Below are 20,363 nucleotides of genomic sequence, written 5' to 3' on the forward strand. Positions count from 1 at the left end.
GGCATATTCAAAAAATAACAAGTCAGTATGTTAGTATATTTGACTTGCTATTTTCTTTCATATGCCTAATAGCATAAAAGTATTAGAATTAGAAGAATACTGAACCATAGCATAGGAATGAATGTAACACATAAGGGGGGAATATGCATGAGAGATGTATCAGAATGTATTGTGAGACAAGGCTCCGCGCAAAGACCACATGAAAATACAAGTAGTGTCTTGTTCGGAGCTGAGTTTTGACTGAGATAGACTAAAATATTTTTGTGTAGACTTTGCTTTATATTTACAGATTAAATGTAGATAGGAGCATGAAGTATGAAGTATGAAAAAGCACAAAATATATTGCCACAGAATATTATTGAATTAATTCAACAATATGTGGATGGGAGTTATCTGTACATCCCCAGGAAAAGTAATAGTAAAAAAGCTTGGGGAGAATATAGTGGTATAAAAAATAGTTTAAAGAAAAGGAATAGAAAGATTTTTAATAGATATAAACAAGGAGTATCTGTTAAGGAACTTGCAGAGCAATTTTATCTTACTGAGTATAGTATTAGAAGGATAATCAGAAAAGAAAAACACGGAATATAGAAAAAAAGCGGTATTTTTATCAATTTAGATGATATAAAAATATCGCCTTTTATTTTTCATAGTATGAACAACTTTATTACAGAATTATTTGTGAACTAGATAAATTGTAAGAGGTGAGCTTATAATTTAATTATAAATTAATTGAAATCAAATAGAGGGATAGGCATATGAATACAAGTTTTCATGCTATTGACATGGATACATGGCCAAGAGCACACACATACAATTACTTTACAAAAACAGTATCAACACTTATTTATTCTATTAACGTAACAATGGATGTTACAATTCTTAAGAACACATTAAAAAGTAAAGGCTTGAAATTTTTCCCTACATATCTTTATTTGGTAACTAGAGCTATTGGAAGACAGCAGGAATTTCTTATGACAATGCAGGATGATGTGCTTGGATATTGGGACTCACGAACTCCTTTTTATCCATTATTTCATGTAGATGATAAAACAATAACATTTCTTTGGACAGAATATGATGGGGATTTTGAGATATTTTATAAAAATTACATTTCAGATGTGAAACAATATGGGAAGAGTCATGGTATTATGTTATCAAAGGAAGCACCACCTCCTAATAACTATATCATATCTTGTGTTCCCTGGTTTAGTTTTAATAGTTTATCAATGCAATTGCAAAATGCAAAAAATTATTATGCACCAATTTTTGAATCTGGTGGATTTACTGAAACCAATGGTACAATTATGATGCCTCTATCTATTACGGTTAATCATGCTGCAGTTGATGGTTATCATATAAAGATGCTTTTAGAGGAATTACAATGGACAATGAATCATCCTGAAGAGTGGATTAAAGATATAGAAATGTAACTAACGCAAGGGTGAGAAATAGATGAGTTAAGAATTAATGACCGTATTGGAGAAATCCAGTACGGTTTTTTACATGGCAAATAAAGATATCTAGTTAAATAATAAGCATATTCCGAAAGATTAAAAATATGAGATGATTATTAAAATGATTTAGTTCAGGTATTGTATTAGCAAATAGCTTGTATTAAAATAAACAAGAGAAAATCAAGGAGCTATTTTATATACAAGGTATATCCATTTGATAAACAAATTTAGCTCAAAACCATAAGTGTAAAGGAAGCGAATGTCATAATGAGTTCTCAAAATCGTAACATAGATATGTGTAATGGTCCGTTGTTTAAGAAGATATTTATTTTTGCTTTGCCCATTATGGCAATGTATATCTTGCAACTATTATTCAATACTGCTGATATGGTGGTAGTAGGGCATTTTTCAGGCAGCAAGGCATTGGCTGCGGTGGGGGCTACAGGTTCACTCATTAATCTTATTATAACCTTATTTATGGGATTGTCCGTAGGTACCACCGTTGTTGTAGCTAGGGATTGTGGTGCAGATCGGCCAGATGCTGTAAGTCGATCTGTTCATACATCTATTGCCATTAGCATTATTGGTGGATTGATTGTCATGGTGATAGGTATCATACTTTGTAAGCCTTTGCTGAAGATGATGGGCACGCCAGAGGATATTATCGGGTTGTCCGTAATATATATGCAAATCTACTTTGTAAGTACGCCTGCTAACATGGTATACAATTTTGCAGCAGCTATCTTGCGTGCTGTTGGTGATAGCCGTCGTCCAATGTACTATCTTATTATTGCTGGTATATTACACGTGGCATTTAATCTTTTTTTTGTAATTGTACTGCATATGGGAGTAGCTGGCGTGGCATTTGCTACAGTTATTTCCGAGTATATCTCGGTGCTGCTTATTATGATGTGTTTATACAGATGTGAGGGAGCTATACGTTTCATACCACGCAAAATGCATATTGATAAACATAAGCTAAAAGACATTGTGAAGATTGGTTTGCCAGCGGGAATGCAGGGATTATTGTTCTCTATTTCAAATGTGCTGATCCAGTCAGCAGTTAATTCTTTTGGATCCACTATGGTAGCTGCTAGTGCAGCAGCAAACAATGTTGAAAATTATATAGGCACTACAATGAATGCTTATTATAATGCAGCAATTTCTTTTACCGGACAGAACATAGGGGCAAAAAAATATAATCGAATTGACACCATTGCAAAAGTGTGTACAATATTAATTTTTGCCACATGGATTCTTCTAGGTGGTGCCACAGTAATTTTTGGAAAACAACTGCTTGGTATTTTTACCTCTGATCCAGAGGTCATTAAGCTTGGTATGCTGCGTATTAATATCATGATGGTTGCATTCTTTACCTGCGGCATGATGAATGTGTATCCAGGGTTAACCCGTGCCATGGGTTATTCTATATCGCCTATGATTTCCACACTAGTAGGTGCCTGTCTTATGCGAATTCTTTGGCTGGCTACAATTTTTAAATGGTATCCTACAGAGGTCATGCTTTTTGCCTGCTACCCTGTCACTTGGGCGTTGGCGGGAATCGGACAGGTAGGCATTTTCTTTTATGCTAGACGCCAAATTCGAAAGATTAATGTGCCGTGTGCTGGGACCAGAGATATATAGAATTGTAACTACAAATGAAATGATTATTGAAGGTTAAGGTTTAAATCACATGCTTTAGGCATCTTCAAAAAAATAATAAGGACAGATGTTAATCTATTTTTGTAATACTGTGTCGATAGACCCCTTAGATAGCTTAAGCTTCTGCAGAACATGTCGTCTTGTATTACAAAAAATATCCATCACATATTGGACTTGTTATTTTCTTTTAGATGCCTTAATAATAATTTATGTTATTAGTAGCATAGATTTTATATATTTTGAAATATTACTTAATTAATTTAAGTTCAATATCTCTTCCACTAGCATATCTTTCTAAAAGTTGTTTACCGTATTCTAAGTATTCTTCAATATCAGTCTTACCACTAAAAGAAAAAATGCACATTAAAATTTCACTTACATTATTTACTATCATAGCTCTTTTTGAATCACTTGTAGGACTTCCAAAGTTACCAATAAAATCAGATAATACAGGAAGATTCTCTATGTTTATATTTTCCTTACCAATGCCTTTATATTGTTCTCCTTCTTTACCTATAATTAAGGAAATTGGTGAATGAAGATTTTTAATATTATATGAACCCACAGGAAACTTAGATTTCAATGATATTAAATTATTAATGTCCACTATATTGTTAACTTTATAAATTCCTTTTCCCTGCAGAATTCTTCTTATTAATGCTTCTGAAGACATCCTATACTTACTAGGCACTTTACCTAGCTTTTTATAAACATCTCTTCCTTCTTTAATCCTAGGTGATGATGCTAAATCTTCTATTTGTATTTCATTCTTTAATACTTCACAATAATCGTTAATTTCTTTCAATAAAATTTCACCGCTGTTTTCTACATCTACACATGCTTGAATACAGCCTAGTGTTATTTCAGGACAAATTTTCTTTAATTCTTCGCAAATTGTAATATCTACCATAATGTAATCAAACTCCTTAAACTTATTAATTTTAATATATTGGGATAGAACCAAAAAAAAATTCCTACTACTGCACTTATTAATATTTCCGCATCCCCAAAAATTGAAACATAAATTAAAGATATGAAGGGAGTTAAATGTAGCAAATTGTCTATCTACTGCCTAAGGCTTAAACCCAAATATATAAGATATACTAATAACCTCTTTCATCCCCTTAACCAATAAAAAATAAAGAACTATCAAACATAGTTCCTATACATATTATTATAGCTATTTAGTGATATAAGTCTTTTCTAAAATCTAGTTAATTTTTAGCTTATTTTTTGATTTTTTCTGAACTTGGCAGGGGTCATTTTTTCTAAATACTTAAATACTCTAGTAAAGGATGAATTGTGTTCATAACCTACAATTTGTGAAATTTGTAAAATTGTTAAGTTTGAATTTAAAAGGAGTTCTTTTGCTTTTTTTATTCTTAAATTTTGTATATATTCAATAGGTGAAATCTTCATTTTATTTTTAAACCATTCGGTATAGTAACTGATATTATAATGTTCAATGCTGGCTAATTTTTTCAAATCTATATTTTCGGTGAAATGTTCATTTATATATTTTATAGAATCAGGTACACTTTCATTTGCAATAAAATCATAACAGTAGAGGAATAGGTTGGTAATGGAATTAGAACTTTTTTTATTATTAGCTTCATTTAAAAGCAAATATCTTATGGCTTTCCATTTATCATCAAATAAGATTTCCTTTCCACCAATTAGTTTTTCCATATCAGATTTGTTAATTATACTGCTATAAATGTCTAAAACCAAAAATTCATTACTTTTGTTGGCTCTAAAGCTGTGTTTACAATCTGGAGGAAGAAAGAATAAGTGGTTATCTTCTAGTGTTAAATTTTTATAATTAGTTTCTATATAAAGCATACCATGAATGGGTAAAATTAATTGTGCATAAGAATGAGCATGTGTATTAAGTTTATAATCATATATTCTACGTTCACAAGTTACACTGTTCAATAGTATTCACCTTTTCTTTTTATATGAAATAGTCCTAAATTTATATGTTAGGCTTATTATAGCATAAATGCATGATTTTTTAGTAACAAATTTATAGTATACCTTTAGCATTTAAATGTATTATTTGTATCAGATGATATACTAGTTAAAATTGCCAATAAGTCCCATGTTGCTTTATTATTTTGGTACAAAATAATTTATAAAATTATCAAAATGTAAAGCAATTGTAACAATTTATGTTAATAATCATTGGTGGTATTATAAATATAAGAGAAATATAATTAAGAGGAGATATAAAGGATGCTGGATAAAAATTTAAAAGCATAAAATAAGTTTACAAGAGTAATATATATTGTGAAGTATTCATGCCACTCTTTTTATGTGTGGTCATGAATAATAAAGAATTAGTATTTTTGTATTAGAGGAGAAGATTGTGAGACAGAATGCTAAATCTGCAATAATTGATTCATTTAAACAATTATTAAACAAGAAATCTATAGACAAGATTACAGTGAAGAGAGTTTGTGAACATTGTGATGTAAACAGACAGACTTTTTATAATCACTTTACTGATATTATGGATGTTTTTAAATTCATATTTTTTGAGGAATTATCAATAGAGATTGCACAAAACAGAACCTTTGAAACCTGGAGCGGCGGGTTCCTGGCTACAATGAATTATATGAAGAAAAATTCCAAAATGATTTTACATGTATATAAATCTTCTTATTGGCCTGAAGCCAATAGCTACATTACTAATCTTTCTAACAGGCTGTTGAATGATGTGGTTGAAGAGTGTGTTGAAAAAATGGGAGTAAAATTAAAGAAAAAGGATAAAAATTTCATTGTTAACTTTTATAGACATGTGTTTAATGGACTTATGATAGACTGGGTAAGTGAAGGAATGAAAGAGGAACCAGAAATTATCCTAAAAAAGCTTTTGATCATGATAACAGGAAGTATTCCTCGCTCTGTGGCTGTCTTTGTAAAGGAAGAAATAAAAAAATAATTTTTAAAGAAAAGAGAAAGTGTTCAAAATAGACACTTTCTTTTTTTTGTCTATTGAAGATGTTATGTAAAAAATTGTAAAATAGATATTATAGAATACTAAAAGTTTATGTTAAGGAGGTTAAGACATGTTTGTTTTTAATTACACCAATGGCGCATCAGCATTAAGTGTATGGGGTGTTTGGATAATTGTTTTTGCAGCGCTCTTTGGTCTTAATGAAGTAGCCCGTAGATGGAAATATGTTGGCTTTTTCTGTTTTGTTATTTTACCTATAACATTATCAATATTATGGTTTACAGTATTAAAAGATACAACGTATACAGACTGGTTTCATTTGGCAAAGGTGTATTCTTCTACAGCTGGATGTATAGGTTTTTGGTGCATAAGACATGTTAAATTTAAAAATAAGTTCACAGGTAAACAATGGAGGTTATCTGATAAAAAATGGGCTTTATGTTTCCCACCACTTATCCTTACTATTAATATTGTAGAGGCAGTAATACGTGATTTTCAAGTTGGTATTCAATATCCAGCTGGAGGAAATTTAATAGATGAAGCAATGTATGTACTTGGTGGTCCATGGAATTTCATGAATGGTATAGCAGGTATTTTGAACATAATAACTATAACGGGATGGTTTGGAATTTGCATAAAAAAATGTACTGCTAAAGATGGCAGTAAAGATATGCTGTGGCCTGATATGCTATGGTTTTGGATAATAGCTTATGATTTATGGAATTTTGCTTACACATATAACTGCCTTCCAGGTCATGCTTGGTATTGCGGTTTTGCTTTACTATTAGCTCCAACCCTTTGTGCATTTACTGTGGGAAAAGGAGCATGGCTACAACATCGTGCACAAACACTGGCAATATGGTGTATGTTTGCACAGACATTTCCATTATTCATTGATAAAGGTGCCTTTGCAGTTTCCTCATCCTATAATACAGTAGCACTATTTGCATTTAGCTTTGCAGCATTAGTTTCAAATATAGCAGTATTTATTTATATGATTTACAAAGGAGTTAAAACTAAGAGAAATCCTTATCTTGGAGAGCTTTATACAGATTTGAAAAAATATAAGGAAGTCAAAGTGCTTTCAGAACAAATGACATTACAACAGAATAAGGCATATTCAAAAAAATAACAAGTCAGTATGTTAGTCTATTTTGCGTCATACTGCGTCAACAGAACCCTTTGATAGAACAACTATCAGCGGAACCTGTTTCCTTGTCTGACACAAAATATACTAACATCTTTGACTTGTTATTTTCTTTCATATGCCTAATGTTTTTTATCATTAAATATAGCCATGATTATGTAAATAGTTTTTTGTTTATTATCTTTAGAATAATTCTATACAATTTGGTCATATGGTAATGTGTAGGAGGTATTTTCAATGTATTATAGTAATGGAAATTATGAAGCATTTGCACGCCCTTTAAAACCAGTTGATGTGGACAAAAAATCTGCATATTTAGTTGGAGCAGGTTTAGCTTCCCTGGCAGCTGCATGTTTTTTAATACGTGATGGTCAAATGAAAGGTGAAAATATTTATATTCTAGAAGAACTTAGTATCTCAGGAGGAGCCTGTGATGGTATTAAGAACAGTGAAAAAGGTTTTATTATCCGTGGTGGTCGAGAAATGGAAAATCACTTTGAGTGTTTGTGGGATTTATTCCGATCTATTCCTTCCATTGAAACAGAGAATGTTTCTGTTTTAGATGAGTATTATTGGTTGAATAAAAAAGACCCTAATTACTCTTTGATAAGAGCAACGGTAAACAGAGGTAAGGATGCCCATACTAATGGGAAGTTTGGACTAAGTAAAAAAGCTTCCAAAGAGCTTGTAAAGCTTTTTATGACTCGAAATGAAGATTTGTATGATAAGAAAATTTCGGATGTGTTCTCAAAGGAAGTTATTAATTCTAATTTTTGGCTATATTGGAGAACCATGTTTGCCTTCAGAGATTGGCACAGCGCATTGGAAATGAAGTTATATCTTCAGAGATTTATTCATCACATTGGCGGATTACCAGACTTATCTGCTTTGAAGTTTACAAAGTACAATCAATATGAGTCATTAATTCTACCAATGGTAAAATACCTTAAATCTCATGGTGTTAAGTTCCAATATAATACCGTGGTAACAAATGTTGTTTTTTATATTAAAAATGATAAAAAAATTGCTGAGAAGATTGTTTATAAAAATGGTGGCAAGGAAGAATGCATTAAACTTACTAAAGATGATTTGGTATTCATTACTAATGGAAGTTGTACAGAAAATTCTACTCTTGGAGACCATTATCACGCACCAAAGTTTAATAGCTCTATATCAGGATGCTGGGAGCTTTGGAGAAACATTGCAAAGCAGCACCCAGCCTTCGGTAACCCTGATAAATTCTGTACTAATACAGAACAAACATTTTGGGAATCGGCTACAATTACAACACTTGATAACAAGATACCTCCCTATATTGAGAAAATTTGCAAACGTGATCCTTTTAGTGGAAAGGTTGTTACTGGAGGTATCATTACAATAAAAGACTCAAATTGGCTTATGAGCTATACTTTGAATAGACAGCCTCATTTCAAAGAACAACCTAAAGATCAGCTTGTGGTTTGGGTATATGGTTTATTCTCCGAAACTTTAGGAAATTATATCAAGAAGCCACTACGGCAATGTACAGGCTTGGAAATTACAGAAGAATGGCTTTATCATATTGGTGTGCCTGAATCTGAGATTCATAATCTAGCTTCAAACTCTGCACGATGCATACCTTGCATGATGCCATATGTTACCGCATTCTTTATGCCAAGAAGAGAAGGTGACAGACCTAAGGTTGTGCCAGATGGCAGTGAGAACTTCGCTTTCATTGGTCAGTTTGCCGATACAGCACGTGACACGGTGTTTACAACGGAATATTCGGTGAGAACAGCTATGGAAGCAGTTTACACATTGCTAGATATAGATCGTGGTATTCCAGAGGTCTTTGCTTCATGTTATGATGTCCGTGTATTGTTGGATTCTACAGTAAAGATGATGGATGGCAAGAAGCCTATGGATATGAAGTTGCCGTTTCCTTTGAACTTTGTTAAAAAGAAAGCATTAAAGAAGATTTCAGGAACTGTCATTGAAGAGTTATTAAAAAGGTATAATATAATCTAGCTTAATTTAACTTCAATTTGGCAAGTAAATCTATAAAACATTGATAATACTTAATTCCTTTATAAAAGTTTTTTGAAATATAGCAATATCAATGCGTAAGGATTACTTGCCAAATGAAAGTTTAATTTGTTACATTTTTAAAATTAATAAATGAGTAAAAATAAAAATTAAGATCAAATGGAGGTGGAACTAATATGGATACATTTAAAGTTCTTGAGATTAAGCAAAGTGTTTTTGAGAATAATCATCAACAAGCAAATTTACTTAGGGAAGAATTGAAAAAAAACAAGACCTTTTTATTGAACTTAATGTCATCACCAGGTTCGGGTAAAACAACCACTGTTTTAAGAACCATTGAAGCTTTGAAAGATGAAATGAGAATTGGCGTTTTAGAAGCAGATATTGACTCGGATGTGGATGCCCATACTGTCCTTAAGACCGGTGCTAAAGTAATCCAACTGCACACAGGTGGAATGTGTCATCTTGATGCGGATATGACAAAACAAGGTTTAGAGGGACTGGGAACAGAAGATGTTGATTTCGTCATCTTAGAAAATGTAGGAAACTTGGTTTGTCCAGCAGAATTTGACACTGGTGCATCAAAAAATGCCATGATTTTAAGTGTACCAGAAGGAGATGACAAACCTTTAAAATATCCTTTAATGTTTTCTATTGTTGATGTTTTATTAATTAACAAGATTGATGCCATAGGTGTTTTTGACTTTGATATTGAGGCAGTTAAACAGCGTGTAAAAAAGTTGAACCCCAATATTAAGGTTATTCCAATCGCTGCAAAAACTGGACAAGGAATAGATGAGTGGGTTGAGTGGATACGTAGTGAGGTTAAAAATTGGAATGAAAAATAGTACCATAATTAAATTTTATTTGGGGAGGAATGAATATGGTAAAACCTAAAGTATTGGAACTTGCCAATAAGATTGCTAGTGGTATTACTGGAGGGTTAATGAAGGTAACCCCAAAAGATCCAGAGTATAGAATTATAGAGCCAGTTGTTACGGATGAAATGGCAGAAGTAGCACTTTGCCTGGAGTTTCACAAACCTAAAAGCGTAGAGAAAGTTGCTGCGCTCTGTGGTAAACCTGTGGAGGAAGTAGAGAAAGTATTATTCCAATTGGCAGTTGATGGTGTTATTAAATTGGAACCAGAAAATGGTGTTAACAAATATTTTCTTGAGCTTTTTGTTCCTGGTGTTATGGAATACATGGTTGTTAACAAGGAAAATGTGGCTAAGTATCCGGTAATTGCTGAGTGCTTTGAAGAATATACAAGAAAAGTAGGTGGAATGCTTGCAGGAAATGTTCCTCCAGGATTAGGGATAATGCGGGTTATTCCCATTGAAAGCTCCATTGAGGGAGATACCAGAAAGGCTTCTTATGAAGAAATTGCAGACCTTCTAAATAAACATGATACTTTTTCAGTTACAGATTGTGCATGTCGTGTAGTAAGAAGAACTATGGGTGAGGGATGTGGTCATACAATTGAAGAAATGTGTATTCAGCTTGGTCCAGCTGCTGACTTCTATATTCGTACAGGAAGAGGAAAACGAATTACTAGGGAAGAGGCTTTTGCTATTATTAAACAAGCGGAAAAGGAAGGGATGATACATCAGATACCTAATTCAAACGGTCCGGGAAAAACACTAGCCATTTGTAATTGCTGTGGATGTTCTTGCTTATCCTTAAGAAATGCAAACCTTTTTAGAAATCCTGACTTTGTTCGATCAAACTATGTGGCACAAGTGGATCGGGATAAATGCGTTGCTTGCGGTGAATGTGTGGAAAATTGTCAAGTTAATGCATTAACATTAGGACAAAATTTATGTACCAGCAAAAAAAACGTTATTCATCAAGAAAAAGAAACGCCATATGATACAGAGTGGGGACCAGACAAATGGAATAATGATTATAGACATAGAAAAGTTGTTGCTGAAAGCGGAACAAGTCCCTGTAAATCCCAGTGCCCAGCTCATATAGCTGTTCAAGGGTATGTAAAGATGGCAGCTCAAGGAAGGTATAGAGAAGCACTAGAGCTTATTAAAAAAGAAAATCCATTTCCAGCAATCTGCGGACGTATTTGCCCAAGAAATTGTGAAGCTGCATGTACAAGATCAGGCGTAGATGAACCCATCGCTGTTGATGATATTAAAAAATTCATTGCAGATCAGGATTTAAATTCTCATCAACGGTTTGTACCTGAAAAGAAAGCACAAAGACCAGAAAAAATTGCTGTAATAGGTGCAGGTCCTGCGGGACTTTCTTGTGCTTATTTTCTAGCTGTTGATGGATATCAGGTAACGGTATTTGAAAAGCAAAAAGTGCTTGGTGGAATGTTAGCACTTGGAATTCCATCCTTTAGATTAGGAAAGGAAATAGTAAATTCCGAAATTGAAGTTTTAAAAGAATTAGGAGTTGAATTTAAAACAGGCATTGAGATTGGTAAGGATGTTACCTTTCATGGACTTAGAAGACTTGGCTATAAAGCATTTTATGTAGCAATTGGTGCTCAAGCCGGTAAAAAGCTGGGGTTAGAGCATGAAGAAGCTGAAGGTGTAATCACTGGTGTAAACTTTTTACGTAAAGTAAATCTAGGTGAAGATTTAAAAATGGAAGGGAAAGTTATTGTCATTGGTGGAGGGAATGTGGCTATTGATGTGGCTAGAACTGCTGAGAGAATTGGTGCTTCGCAAATAGATATGTACTGTTTGGAAAATCGAGAAGAAATGCCTGCCCTTGAAGAAGAAATTGATGAAGCTTTGCTAGAGGGCATTACAATAAACAATTCATGGGGTCCAAAGAGAGTGCTTCAAGAAAATGGACGTGTTGTGGGCGTAGAATTCAAAAAATGTCTTTCTGTCTTCGATGAAAGTGGAAAGTTTAGTCCTAAGTTCCATGAAAATGAAACTAAGATTGTTAAGGCAAACAATGTTCTGATTTCAGTAGGACAGGGAATTGATATGGGGGGATTATTAAAAGACTCAAAAATGGAATTAAATCCAAATAAAACAGTAAAAGCTGACCCACTTACTTTTCAGACAGGAGAGATAGATGTATTCGCTGGTGGAGATGTGGTAACAGGTCCTAAATTTGCTATTGATGCCATTGCTTTAGGCAAACAAGGTGCTATTTCAATTCATCGTTACGTTCATGGGGACAATTTGACAATAAGCCGTGAGAGGGAATACCATCCTCTTGATAAAGAAAATTTAAACCTTGATGGTTATGATCGTCTACCTAGACAAAGGGCACTTCATGTGGATGGAAACAAATCAAAACAAAGCTTTAAGGATTTGCGTTCTACATTTACAGAAGAACAAGTAAAGAAAGAAACAGAGCGCTGCCTTGGTTGTGGAGCTGTAGTTGTTGATGACTACCAATGTGTAGGCTGCGGAGTTTGTACTACAAAGTGTAAATTTGACGCAATTTCATTGGTAAGAAAATATGATAGTTCTGGTGTAGAATTGAAGGAAATGAAATCCAATATTATTAAATATGCCATCAAACGTAAGGGGAGAATTGCAGTGAAAAAGGTAAAAAAGTCCTTCAAATCGGTTTTCTCCAAAGAAAAAGGTAGAACAGAATAATTAACATATTATATGAAGAAAAAGATGAGGGAGAGCAGGTTCTCCCCTTCTTTATCCGATGACTATCCTTACTTTTTCAAGTTGGAGTAAAGAGCGGCTACGTTACTGGATAATCATAAGAAATCTGTTTACATTAATAAGGGAGGTGAGTTCTTTTGCATGAATTGGGAGTTTTAATTGAAGTCATTGAAACTGTTGAAAATTTCGCAAGAAAAAATGCATTATCAAAAATAGATACATTGGTTCTCCAAATTGGTGAGCTCTCATCCATGATTCCCAGATATATTGAAGTTTGCTATCCAGCTGCAGTACATGATACCTTATTGAAAGATGCAAAATTAAAAATTGAGATATTACCAGGCAATGCTATTTGCAAAAAGTGTAACAAAGTTTTTAATCTCATTGCCAATAATAATACATGTCCAAATTGCAAAAGCAGACACTGGGAGTTATTATGCGGGAAAGAGTTTGTGATTAAGGAAATCATTGCTTACTGAAATTATTTGTTTTACAATATAAGGTATATGAAAGAAAATAACAAGTCAAAGATGTTAGTATATTTTGCGATGGACAAGGAAACAGGTTCCGCTGATAGTTGTTCTATCAAAGGGTTCTGTTGACGCAGTATGACGCAAAATATACTAACATACTGACTTGTTATTTTTTTGAATATGCCTAAAGTCCAAGAACATGAGTTTTATTACTAGGAAATTCCGTTGAGAAATTTAAGTTTTTTAAAATATCATTATTAAAGCCAAGCCCAGTATATTTAATTTTAATTGAACAATTGTCATCCTTTTGTTCTGGTTGAATATAGATATCACAGCTAGTTATGTAATTTGAATTTTTGTGGTATACTTTACTAAGCCTAGAATATAGTGTAAATCAAAATATGAAAAATTTTGCACCACGATTAGAATAGAGGAGATAAAGAAATGGGAAACATATTGAAGTATTCAAAAAAACAGTTAGAGAAAACACTAAAAGATTTTATAAAGAAAGAAAATGTAGAGTCTAATGATATATCCGAATGGATAAGAATCATAAATGATTTTATATATGAATTTGAATTAAAATCTGAAGTGAATGAAGAGGATAAACTTTCTATAACAACTAACAAGGAAGAGCAGGCTGTAATTGAAAAAATGATGTTTGCGCTTGAAGGTTCAAAAGTTTCTTTGAATTATATTTTTGATGGTAATATTACTTATATAGAAGAAGTATAAAAATATATAAATAAGAAAAAATTCAAAGATATTATAAGTTCATATAAAAATAAGAGTAAGTATTTAGAGCAATGTGATAGCTGCTCTTTTTTCATGTTCCAAATTAAAAAAATAGGAATAAGATGTTATGAGCAAAAATTATCTATGTTGTTAGAAATTTAAATACAACGTTGCAAGTATTTTGCAATAGGGGGGGTATAGATGGTAGCGATGGGATAAAATTTTAAAGCTGTAAATATAGCATTGACAAACTTAAAATTAACTATACTAAAATAAAAGTATTAGTTTAAATTCAGTTTAAAATAAAATGCTATAATAAATTTACGAGGTGTTTGTTATGAGTAAAATATTAATAGCAGATGATGATAAAAATATAAATATGTTAATACAATCCCTACTTAAAAATGAGAATTATGAAGTAGTAACTGCCTTTGATGGTGAAGAAGCTTTAAATAAATTAAATAGCGAAAAAGTGGACATGGTTATTACAGATGTTATGATGCCTAATATAGATGGATGGGAACTTTGCAGGGAAATTAGATCATTTAGCAATATGCCTATTTTAATGTTAACTGTTTTAGGGGAAACAAGTCAGAAGGTAAAAGGGTTTGGAATTGGTGCTGATGACTATTTGACTAAACCTTTTGAGCCAATGGAACTTGTAGTTAGGGTAAGGGCACTTTTAAAGAGGTATCATATAAATGAATCTCAATTAATAAGTATTGGTAATTTGATTATTGATAAAAATCGTTTTATTGTTCAAATAGGTACAGAAAATATTACGCTTCCATTAAAGGAGTTTGAACTGCTATTTACCTTTGCAAGTACTCCTGGTAAGACATTTTCTAGAGATTCGTTAATAGAAAATATTTGGGGATATGATTTTGATGGGAATGAAAGAACCTTAGATGTGCATGTTGGAAGACTTCGGGATAAATTTACTGAAAATACTTCTGGAATAAAAATAACAACTATAAGAGGATTGGGTTATAGATTGGAGGAAGTAAATGGTGAAGATTGATAATGGTAGATTATCACATCATGTTAAAAATGTAATTGGGATGGTCATATCAATTGTTGTTGCATTTTTTGTAGTATATAAGGTTTTTAATATTAATGTTAATTTTTACATTATGGTATTAAATACAATAAGCTGTTTTTTAGGAATTTTAATATATTTAGCAGGTGCTTTTATTATTTATAAACATGATGGACATTCAAAGGATAATTTTAAAATTGTGTTTAATGCAATAGATAAAATATCTAATGGAGATTTTGGTGCTTTTATAGAAAGTGATAAGTATAAACATGATCCTCACAATGATTTAATGAAGGAATTAGCTGTAAAAGTAAATAATATGGCAGATAAGTTAGGCAATATGGAAATGATGCGTCAGGATTTTGTTTCCAATGTATCTCATGAGATACAATCTCCACTTACTTCTATACAGGGTTTTGCTGTATTATTACAAAATGAAAATTTATCACCTGAAGAAAAAAAATCTTATTTAGGAATTATTGAAATGGAGACTAAAAGATTATCCAAGCTAAGTGATAATTTACTAAAGTTATCTGCACTAGACTGTGGAACTAAGGAACTGCAAATTAAGACCTATGACTTAAGTAAACAGCTAAGAAATATTATTTTATCCTTAGAGCCCCAATGGTCAGAGAAGAATATTGAGTTTGAAATAGAATGTCCTCATATTAATATAAATGCTGATGAAGAACTTATGAGTGAGGTTTGGATTAATTTATTAAGTAATGGAATTAAGTTTACACCTTATGAAAGCAAAATGTATGTATCAATTAAAAGTGATGTTGCAAGTATTGAGGTAATAATTAAGGATAGTGGCATTGGTATAAGAGAAGAAGAGCAAAAATCTATATTTGAGCGTTTTTATATGGTGGATAAATCGAGAAAAAGGGAACTAGGTGGAAATGGATTGGGACTTGCTATTACTAAAAAAATAGTTGATCTTCATAAAGGAAATATTAGGGTTGAAAGTGAGATAAATAAAGGAGCATCATTTATTGTATCACTTCCTAAAGAAAATTAAGTTGGAACTATAGATATCCAACTTAATTTTGTTATAAAATCAAATTTTAGCATTTGTATAAAAAAATGTAAGATTTCATTATGATTTTGTATATCTAAAAACTGCGTTATAGCTTGCATATAATGCAGTTTTTATTTTGCAGTTTTTATGAAAATTTACCAGTGTAATTTAAATTCAGTTTAAATTAGGGTTGTAGAATAATTTTGTAGAAAGGAATTCAATAATTACTACAAAACAGGAGGAATATTCATGAAAACAAATAGTAAGAGTATAAAACTTATGAGTGAGGAAAAGGTATCTAAAGCATTATTGATGCTTAGTATACCAATTATTATAGGAATGCTTGTAAATGCTTCATATAATGTAATAGATGCATATTTTATTGGGGCATTAGGAATAAGTCAAATAGGTGCTATATCTATTACGTTTCCTCTTACCCAGGGGATTAATGGATTAGGTATAGGAATTGGGGCCGGTGCTGGATCATATATTTCACGTCTTTTAGGAAAGAAGGATATTGAAAAGGCTAATAGAACCGCATCTACAGCAGTGTTTAGCAGTATAATAACAGGAATAATTGTTACTGTTTTTACAATTATATTTTTGGATAAAGTGTTATTGGCATTAGGTGCTACAAAAACTATTATGCCCTTTGCAAAAGAATATGGAATGACTTGTATATCTTTTTGCATACTACCTCTTTTTAATGTAACCATGAATAATATAATGGTAGCTCAAGGAGAGGGCAAGATATCCATGGCAGCAATGATAATTGGAGCAATTGTAAATACAATATTGGCCCCAGTGTTAATTTTTAAATTAAATTTAGGAATAAAAGGAGCTGCAATGGCTACAGTAATTGCACAGGCAATAACTTCAAGTTTTTATATTTGGTATATAACTTCAAAATCCTATTTAAAAATATCTATCCACAATATAAGTTTTAAAAAGGATATATGTGTAGAAATATTAAAGGTTGGAATTCCAACAGTATTATTTAATTCATTATCAAGTGTTTCAATAGGATTAATAAATTTAAAAGCTAGTACTTACGGAACTTGTGAGGTGGCGGCCATGGGAATTGTAACTCGTGTATTTGCAATTGCAACCTATATAGTGTTTGGCTATTCAAAAGGACTTCAGCCAATTGCAGGATATAATTATGGTGCAAAAAACTTTAACCGATTAAAAGAAATAATGAAGGTATCTATAATTCAAACAACAGTATTTTGCATTATTGCGGCAATTTTAATGTCTGTAGGTTCTAATGAAATAATGTCAATATTCAGCAGTGATAATTCAGTAAAAGCTACAGGAAGTATGGTACTTAGGGTTAATAGTATTGCATTTATAACCTTTGGCATTCAAATGGTATATGCAACATTTTTCTTAGCTTTTGGTAAGGGCAGAGAAGGTGGAATCCTTAGTATTTGCAGACAGGGAATTATGTTTATACCTGTAATATTGATTTTACCAAATATAATTGGATTTAATGGAGTTATATATTCACAAGCTATTGCAGATTTATTAACTACTATATTAACAGTAATTTTAGCAGTAGGGTTGGTTAAAAAAATAGAAGTTAATCAGCATGAAGAAAATGTAAAACATGATGTTAGATTAAGTATTGAATAAAGAAAAAAATTATATATGTTTATTTTTTATAAAAATTTGATATAATATAAATAAGAAGAGCTTAGTGCGCTAACACTAAGCAGTCCTTAGAACGTTTTAAGTTTTAGGGCTATTGGATTGATTTATTTAAATAAAAATATAATCAGATGAAAAAGCACAACTATTCTTGGTCGGATGGAGTGCTTTTTTCATTTGTCTTAAAACTTAATTTAAAACATTTAATACCTATGTTAAGTTCAAATTCTAAAAGTTTAGATTTTGAATTTAAAGCTTTTGTTATAATTATTAATAAAACTAATAATATAATTAATAAAGCAAGTATCATATCCAATACTACCCCCTTAAGTAATGATGAAAATCACCAATAACCCAAGGTGGGAAAACGTACAACCACCGCAGCCATCCTCTACGGAATACAATAATTATACTTTAGAATTATACCATAATTATGTAGAATATATACACAAGGATAAAATGGTAAAACCTCATTTAGAAGTTAGCTGAGCTCATAAATATCTACGAAGGACGTAAACAAATTGTTAATAGCCTTACAAACAAGCGTAGCGAATTTGCCATTGGCTCTTATAGTTTTTATATAGAATTCTAACATATTCTCTGTAAAATATATTATTATTTTCATGACATATGGTAATAGAACAAATTAACATGTATAATTATTGTATAAATATATTTAATATGGAATAAGGTGGAATTTAGAAATGAAAGTTGATAGTTTTAAAATATTGAAGCTTGTACCATTATGGAAGAAAAAATCAAATTATAGTATTCCTAAAAATTACGAAAAAAAGCTTGCAGAAAATGTTTTAATTTCTAATAATACAAGAGAAACAATTATATGTGTTGTTTTTACATTCTTAACTTTATTTCGGATTATATTACATGGAACAAAACATCATCATTCCCATAACCTTTCTTTAGCCTATAGAAATATTGCTTTAATAAATATACTTATAGTACTTACATGTCTTCTATATTTAATTATAATTAATTCAGTAAGTCTGAAAGAACAAATTAAAAAGATAAAGCTTTATAAATTTTTTCTTATAATTTTTATATTTACTATTCAACTTTTAAATACACTTACTTCAGTAAATGCTCAACTATATAACGGAGATATTACAGCCTTTATTGCAACAATGCTTATATTCTCCATCATTTCAATATTAGAACCCTATAAAAATATATTGATTTCTTTTACTAATTTTGTTTTGTTAATTATTGGATTACACCTTTTAAATATCCCTCATCCCAAATTGCATCATCAAACTTTTAATGCATTTTTAGTAATGATATTTGCCATCTTATTATCTATAATGAATTATTATAACTTTGCAAAAAGTTTTATTCAAAAAAGTGAAATCTTAAATAAAGCAGAAGAACTTGAAATTTATAAAAATCACTTAGAAGAGCTTATTGAAGAAAGAACAGCAGATTTAGTACAAGCTAATGCAAATCTTTTAGCAGAAACACATATTCGTCATAAGGCAGAACTTGAAGCTATACAATTAAATATAAAATATGAGGAAAAGGAACGTCTATTAAATAAAGCTGTGGAATATGAAAAACTACGTACAGAGTTTTTTGCAAATATTTCTCATGAACTAAGGACACCCTTAAATGTAATTTTTTGTGCTGAGCAAATGCTAGATATTATTTTTAAAGGCACTGGACTTGATAATGATGGCCAATTTAAAACTGATAAATATTTACATACTATAAAACAAAACTCCTATAGATTACTTAGATTGATTAATAACTTAATTGATATAACAAAAATGGATGCTGGATATTTTGAAGTTACTTTATCTAATAATGACATTGTAAAAATCACTGAAGATATTACACTTTCGATTGTTGAATATGCTGAAAATAAAAATATAAGGCTAATTTTTGATACTGAAATAGAAGAAAAAATTATTGCCTGTGATCCTGATAAAATTGAAAGAATAATGCTTAATTTACTTTCCAATGCAGTTAAGTTTACCCCTAAAAATGGATCTATACATGTAAACATTTACGATATGACTGATAAAGTAATAATTTCTGTTAAAGATACAGGTATTGGAATAGATAAGAGTATGCAAAAGCTTATTTTTGATAAATTTGTTCAAGTGGATAAATCTATTTCAAGAAGAACTGAAGGCAGCGGTATAGGATTATCCCTTGTAAAGTCACTTGTTGAAATGCACAATGGACAAATATCTGTTGTAAGCGGACTAGGTGAAGGTAGTGAATTTATAATAGAACTCCCAAATGTACAAACTAAAATTGATAATACAAAAATAGAAGAATCTAGTGTCTACAAGAAAAGCAAAAATATTGAAAAGATAAATTTAGAGTTTTCAGATATATATTTTTAACCTGCATTAAAGGGCCTGAGCAGCATAACCCAAATTAGAAATCCCAAACTGCATATAGATATTAATACCCGATACTAGAAGAATACTTTATTAGTATCGGGCATCTTATAAAGAAGATACTTATCTGTTCATTATATTAGGAATTAAGTGAGAGAAAACTTCTTAAGAATTTAAATTTGTAAGCTCTTAAGAGTTTTTTTATTTTGGCAATATCATTATTAAAATTTT

16 protein-coding genes and 1 pseudogene are annotated in these 20,363 nt (G+C 31.2%); 14 read left to right on the forward strand and 3 right to left on the reverse strand.

Going from position 1 to position 20,363, the window contains the following annotated elements; genetic code table 11:
• Positions 1-315: 315 nt before the first annotated feature.
• The 3 genes from HBE96_RS16895 (at position 316) to HBE96_RS16905 (ending at position 3,101) form a co-directional block, all read left to right on the forward strand.
• Positions 316-591 carry a CD3324 family protein gene (locus HBE96_RS16895; RefSeq protein WP_169298895.1) on the forward strand — a complete coding sequence of 92 codons (276 nt, stop codon included), beginning with the start codon at positions 316-318 and terminating at the stop codon, positions 589-591.
• 167 nt (positions 592-758) lie between these two features.
• Entirely contained in the window at positions 759-1,433 is a 675-nt protein-coding gene (locus HBE96_RS16900) for a CatA-like O-acetyltransferase (RefSeq protein WP_169298896.1), read from the forward strand.
• Between the two features lie 291 nt (positions 1,434-1,724).
• Complete coding sequence (locus HBE96_RS16905) at positions 1,725-3,101, forward strand: MATE family efflux transporter (RefSeq protein WP_206154972.1); 1,377 nt, start codon at positions 1,725-1,727, stop codon at positions 3,099-3,101.
• Positions 3,102-3,366: 265 nt separating this feature from the next.
• Here HBE96_RS16905 and HBE96_RS16910 read toward each other — a convergent pair whose 3' ends face one another.
• Together HBE96_RS16910 and HBE96_RS16915 are read right to left on the reverse strand one after the other, a co-directional pair.
• The gene (locus HBE96_RS16910; RefSeq protein ID WP_169298897.1) at positions 3,367-4,029 is read right to left on the reverse strand and encodes a B3/B4 domain-containing protein; all 663 of its coding nucleotides are present in this window, start codon (positions 4,027-4,029) and stop codon (positions 3,367-3,369) included.
• Between the two features lie 300 nt (positions 4,030-4,329).
• Positions 4,330-5,054 (reverse strand): annotated as a pseudogene (locus HBE96_RS16915) (AraC family transcriptional regulator).
• A 433-nt stretch (positions 5,055-5,487) separates the two neighbouring features.
• Here HBE96_RS16915 and HBE96_RS26440 point away from each other — a divergent pair.
• The 10 genes from HBE96_RS26440 to HBE96_RS16965 all read left to right on the forward strand — a co-directional run bounded on the left by HBE96_RS26440 (position 5,488) and on the right by HBE96_RS16965 (position 17,754).
• Positions 5,488-6,063: a TetR/AcrR family transcriptional regulator C-terminal domain-containing protein gene (locus tag HBE96_RS26440; RefSeq protein WP_169298899.1), complete on the forward strand. Its 576-nt coding sequence runs from the start codon at positions 5,488-5,490 to the stop codon at positions 6,061-6,063.
• A 127-nt stretch (positions 6,064-6,190) separates the two neighbouring features.
• Entirely contained in the window at positions 6,191-7,210 is a 1,020-nt protein-coding gene (locus HBE96_RS16925) for a DUF5692 family protein (protein ID WP_169298900.1), read from the forward strand.
• A gap of 252 nt (positions 7,211-7,462) precedes the next feature.
• Positions 7,463-9,232, forward strand: coding sequence for an oleate hydratase (locus HBE96_RS16930; protein WP_169298901.1), 1,770 nt, complete (start codon positions 7,463-7,465; stop codon positions 9,230-9,232).
• A gap of 194 nt (positions 9,233-9,426) precedes the next feature.
• Positions 9,427-10,098, forward strand: a complete 672-nt coding sequence (gene hypB / locus HBE96_RS16935) for a hydrogenase nickel incorporation protein HypB (RefSeq protein ID WP_169298902.1) — start codon at positions 9,427-9,429, stop codon at positions 10,096-10,098.
• Between the two features lie 35 nt (positions 10,099-10,133).
• The gene (locus tag HBE96_RS16940; RefSeq protein ID WP_169298903.1) at positions 10,134-12,833 is read left to right on the forward strand and encodes an FAD-dependent oxidoreductase; all 2,700 of its coding nucleotides are present in this window, start codon (positions 10,134-10,136) and stop codon (positions 12,831-12,833) included.
• A gap of 155 nt (positions 12,834-12,988) precedes the next feature.
• Positions 12,989-13,330 carry a hydrogenase maturation nickel metallochaperone HypA/HybF gene (locus tag HBE96_RS16945; RefSeq protein ID WP_169298904.1) on the forward strand — a complete coding sequence of 114 codons (342 nt, stop codon included), beginning with the start codon at positions 12,989-12,991 and terminating at the stop codon, positions 13,328-13,330.
• 438 nt (positions 13,331-13,768) lie between these two features.
• On the forward strand, positions 13,769-14,059 hold the full coding sequence (locus HBE96_RS16950; RefSeq protein ID WP_169298905.1) for a hypothetical protein: 291 nt from the start codon (positions 13,769-13,771) through the stop codon (positions 14,057-14,059).
• Between the two features lie 337 nt (positions 14,060-14,396).
• Positions 14,397-15,080: a response regulator transcription factor gene (locus HBE96_RS16955; protein WP_169298906.1), complete on the forward strand. Its 684-nt coding sequence runs from the start codon at positions 14,397-14,399 to the stop codon at positions 15,078-15,080.
• Complete coding sequence (locus HBE96_RS16960) at positions 15,067-16,119, forward strand: sensor histidine kinase (RefSeq protein ID WP_169298907.1); 1,053 nt, start codon at positions 15,067-15,069, stop codon at positions 16,117-16,119. Before HBE96_RS16955 ends, HBE96_RS16960 begins: the two co-directional genes overlap by 14 nt.
• Positions 16,120-16,368: 249 nt before the next feature.
• Positions 16,369-17,754 (forward strand): MATE family efflux transporter, encoded by a 1,386-nt coding sequence (locus HBE96_RS16965; protein WP_169298908.1) that lies wholly within the window; start codon positions 16,369-16,371, stop codon positions 17,752-17,754.
• 160 nt (positions 17,755-17,914) lie between these two features.
• Here the strand turns inward: HBE96_RS16965 and HBE96_RS16970 are convergent, their stop codons facing one another.
• Complete coding sequence (locus HBE96_RS16970) at positions 17,915-18,085, reverse strand: hypothetical protein (protein ID WP_169298759.1); 171 nt, start codon at positions 18,083-18,085, stop codon at positions 17,915-17,917.
• Positions 18,086-18,473: 388 nt separating this feature from the next.
• On the opposite strand from HBE96_RS16970, the gene HBE96_RS16975 reads away from it, so the two are divergent.
• Positions 18,474-20,135 carry a sensor histidine kinase gene (locus tag HBE96_RS16975; RefSeq protein ID WP_169298909.1) on the forward strand — a complete coding sequence of 554 codons (1,662 nt, stop codon included), beginning with the start codon at positions 18,474-18,476 and terminating at the stop codon, positions 20,133-20,135.
• Positions 20,136-20,363 lie beyond the last annotated feature (228 nt).

Origin of the sequence: Clostridium muellerianum, assembly GCF_012926525.1 — a bacterium.
In the GTDB taxonomy this organism is placed as follows: Bacteria; Bacillota; Clostridia; order Clostridiales; family Clostridiaceae; genus Clostridium_AM; species Clostridium_AM muellerianum.

Excerpts from the sequence above, each read along its gene's own strand:
- HBE96_RS16975 (WP_169298909.1), top strand. The coding sequence starts at position 18,474 with ATGAAAGTTGATAGTTTTAAAATATTGAAGCTTGTACCATTATGGAAG.
- HBE96_RS16905 (WP_206154972.1), top strand. The coding sequence starts at position 1,725 with ATGAGTTCTCAAAATCGTAACATAGATATGTGTAATGGTCCGTTGTTT.
- HBE96_RS16960 (WP_169298907.1), top strand. The coding sequence starts at position 15,067 with ATGGTGAAGATTGATAATGGTAGATTATCACATCATGTTAAAAATGTA.
- HBE96_RS16925 (WP_169298900.1), top strand. The coding sequence starts at position 6,191 with ATGTTTGTTTTTAATTACACCAATGGCGCATCAGCATTAAGTGTATGG.
- HBE96_RS16950 (WP_169298905.1), top strand. The coding sequence starts at position 13,769 with ATGGGAAACATATTGAAGTATTCAAAAAAACAGTTAGAGAAAACACTA.
- hypB (WP_169298902.1), top strand. The coding sequence starts at position 9,427 with ATGGATACATTTAAAGTTCTTGAGATTAAGCAAAGTGTTTTTGAGAAT.
- HBE96_RS16900 (WP_169298896.1), top strand. The coding sequence starts at position 759 with ATGAATACAAGTTTTCATGCTATTGACATGGATACATGGCCAAGAGCA.
- HBE96_RS16955 (WP_169298906.1), top strand. The coding sequence starts at position 14,397 with ATGAGTAAAATATTAATAGCAGATGATGATAAAAATATAAATATGTTA.
- HBE96_RS16895 (WP_169298895.1), top strand. The coding sequence starts at position 316 with ATGAAGTATGAAAAAGCACAAAATATATTGCCACAGAATATTATTGAA.
- HBE96_RS16910 (WP_169298897.1), bottom strand. The coding sequence starts at position 4,029 with ATGGTAGATATTACAATTTGCGAAGAATTAAAGAAAATTTGTCCTGAA.
- HBE96_RS16930 (WP_169298901.1), top strand. The coding sequence starts at position 7,463 with ATGTATTATAGTAATGGAAATTATGAAGCATTTGCACGCCCTTTAAAA.
- HBE96_RS16940 (WP_169298903.1), top strand. The coding sequence starts at position 10,134 with ATGGTAAAACCTAAAGTATTGGAACTTGCCAATAAGATTGCTAGTGGT.
- HBE96_RS16965 (WP_169298908.1), top strand. The coding sequence starts at position 16,369 with ATGAAAACAAATAGTAAGAGTATAAAACTTATGAGTGAGGAAAAGGTA.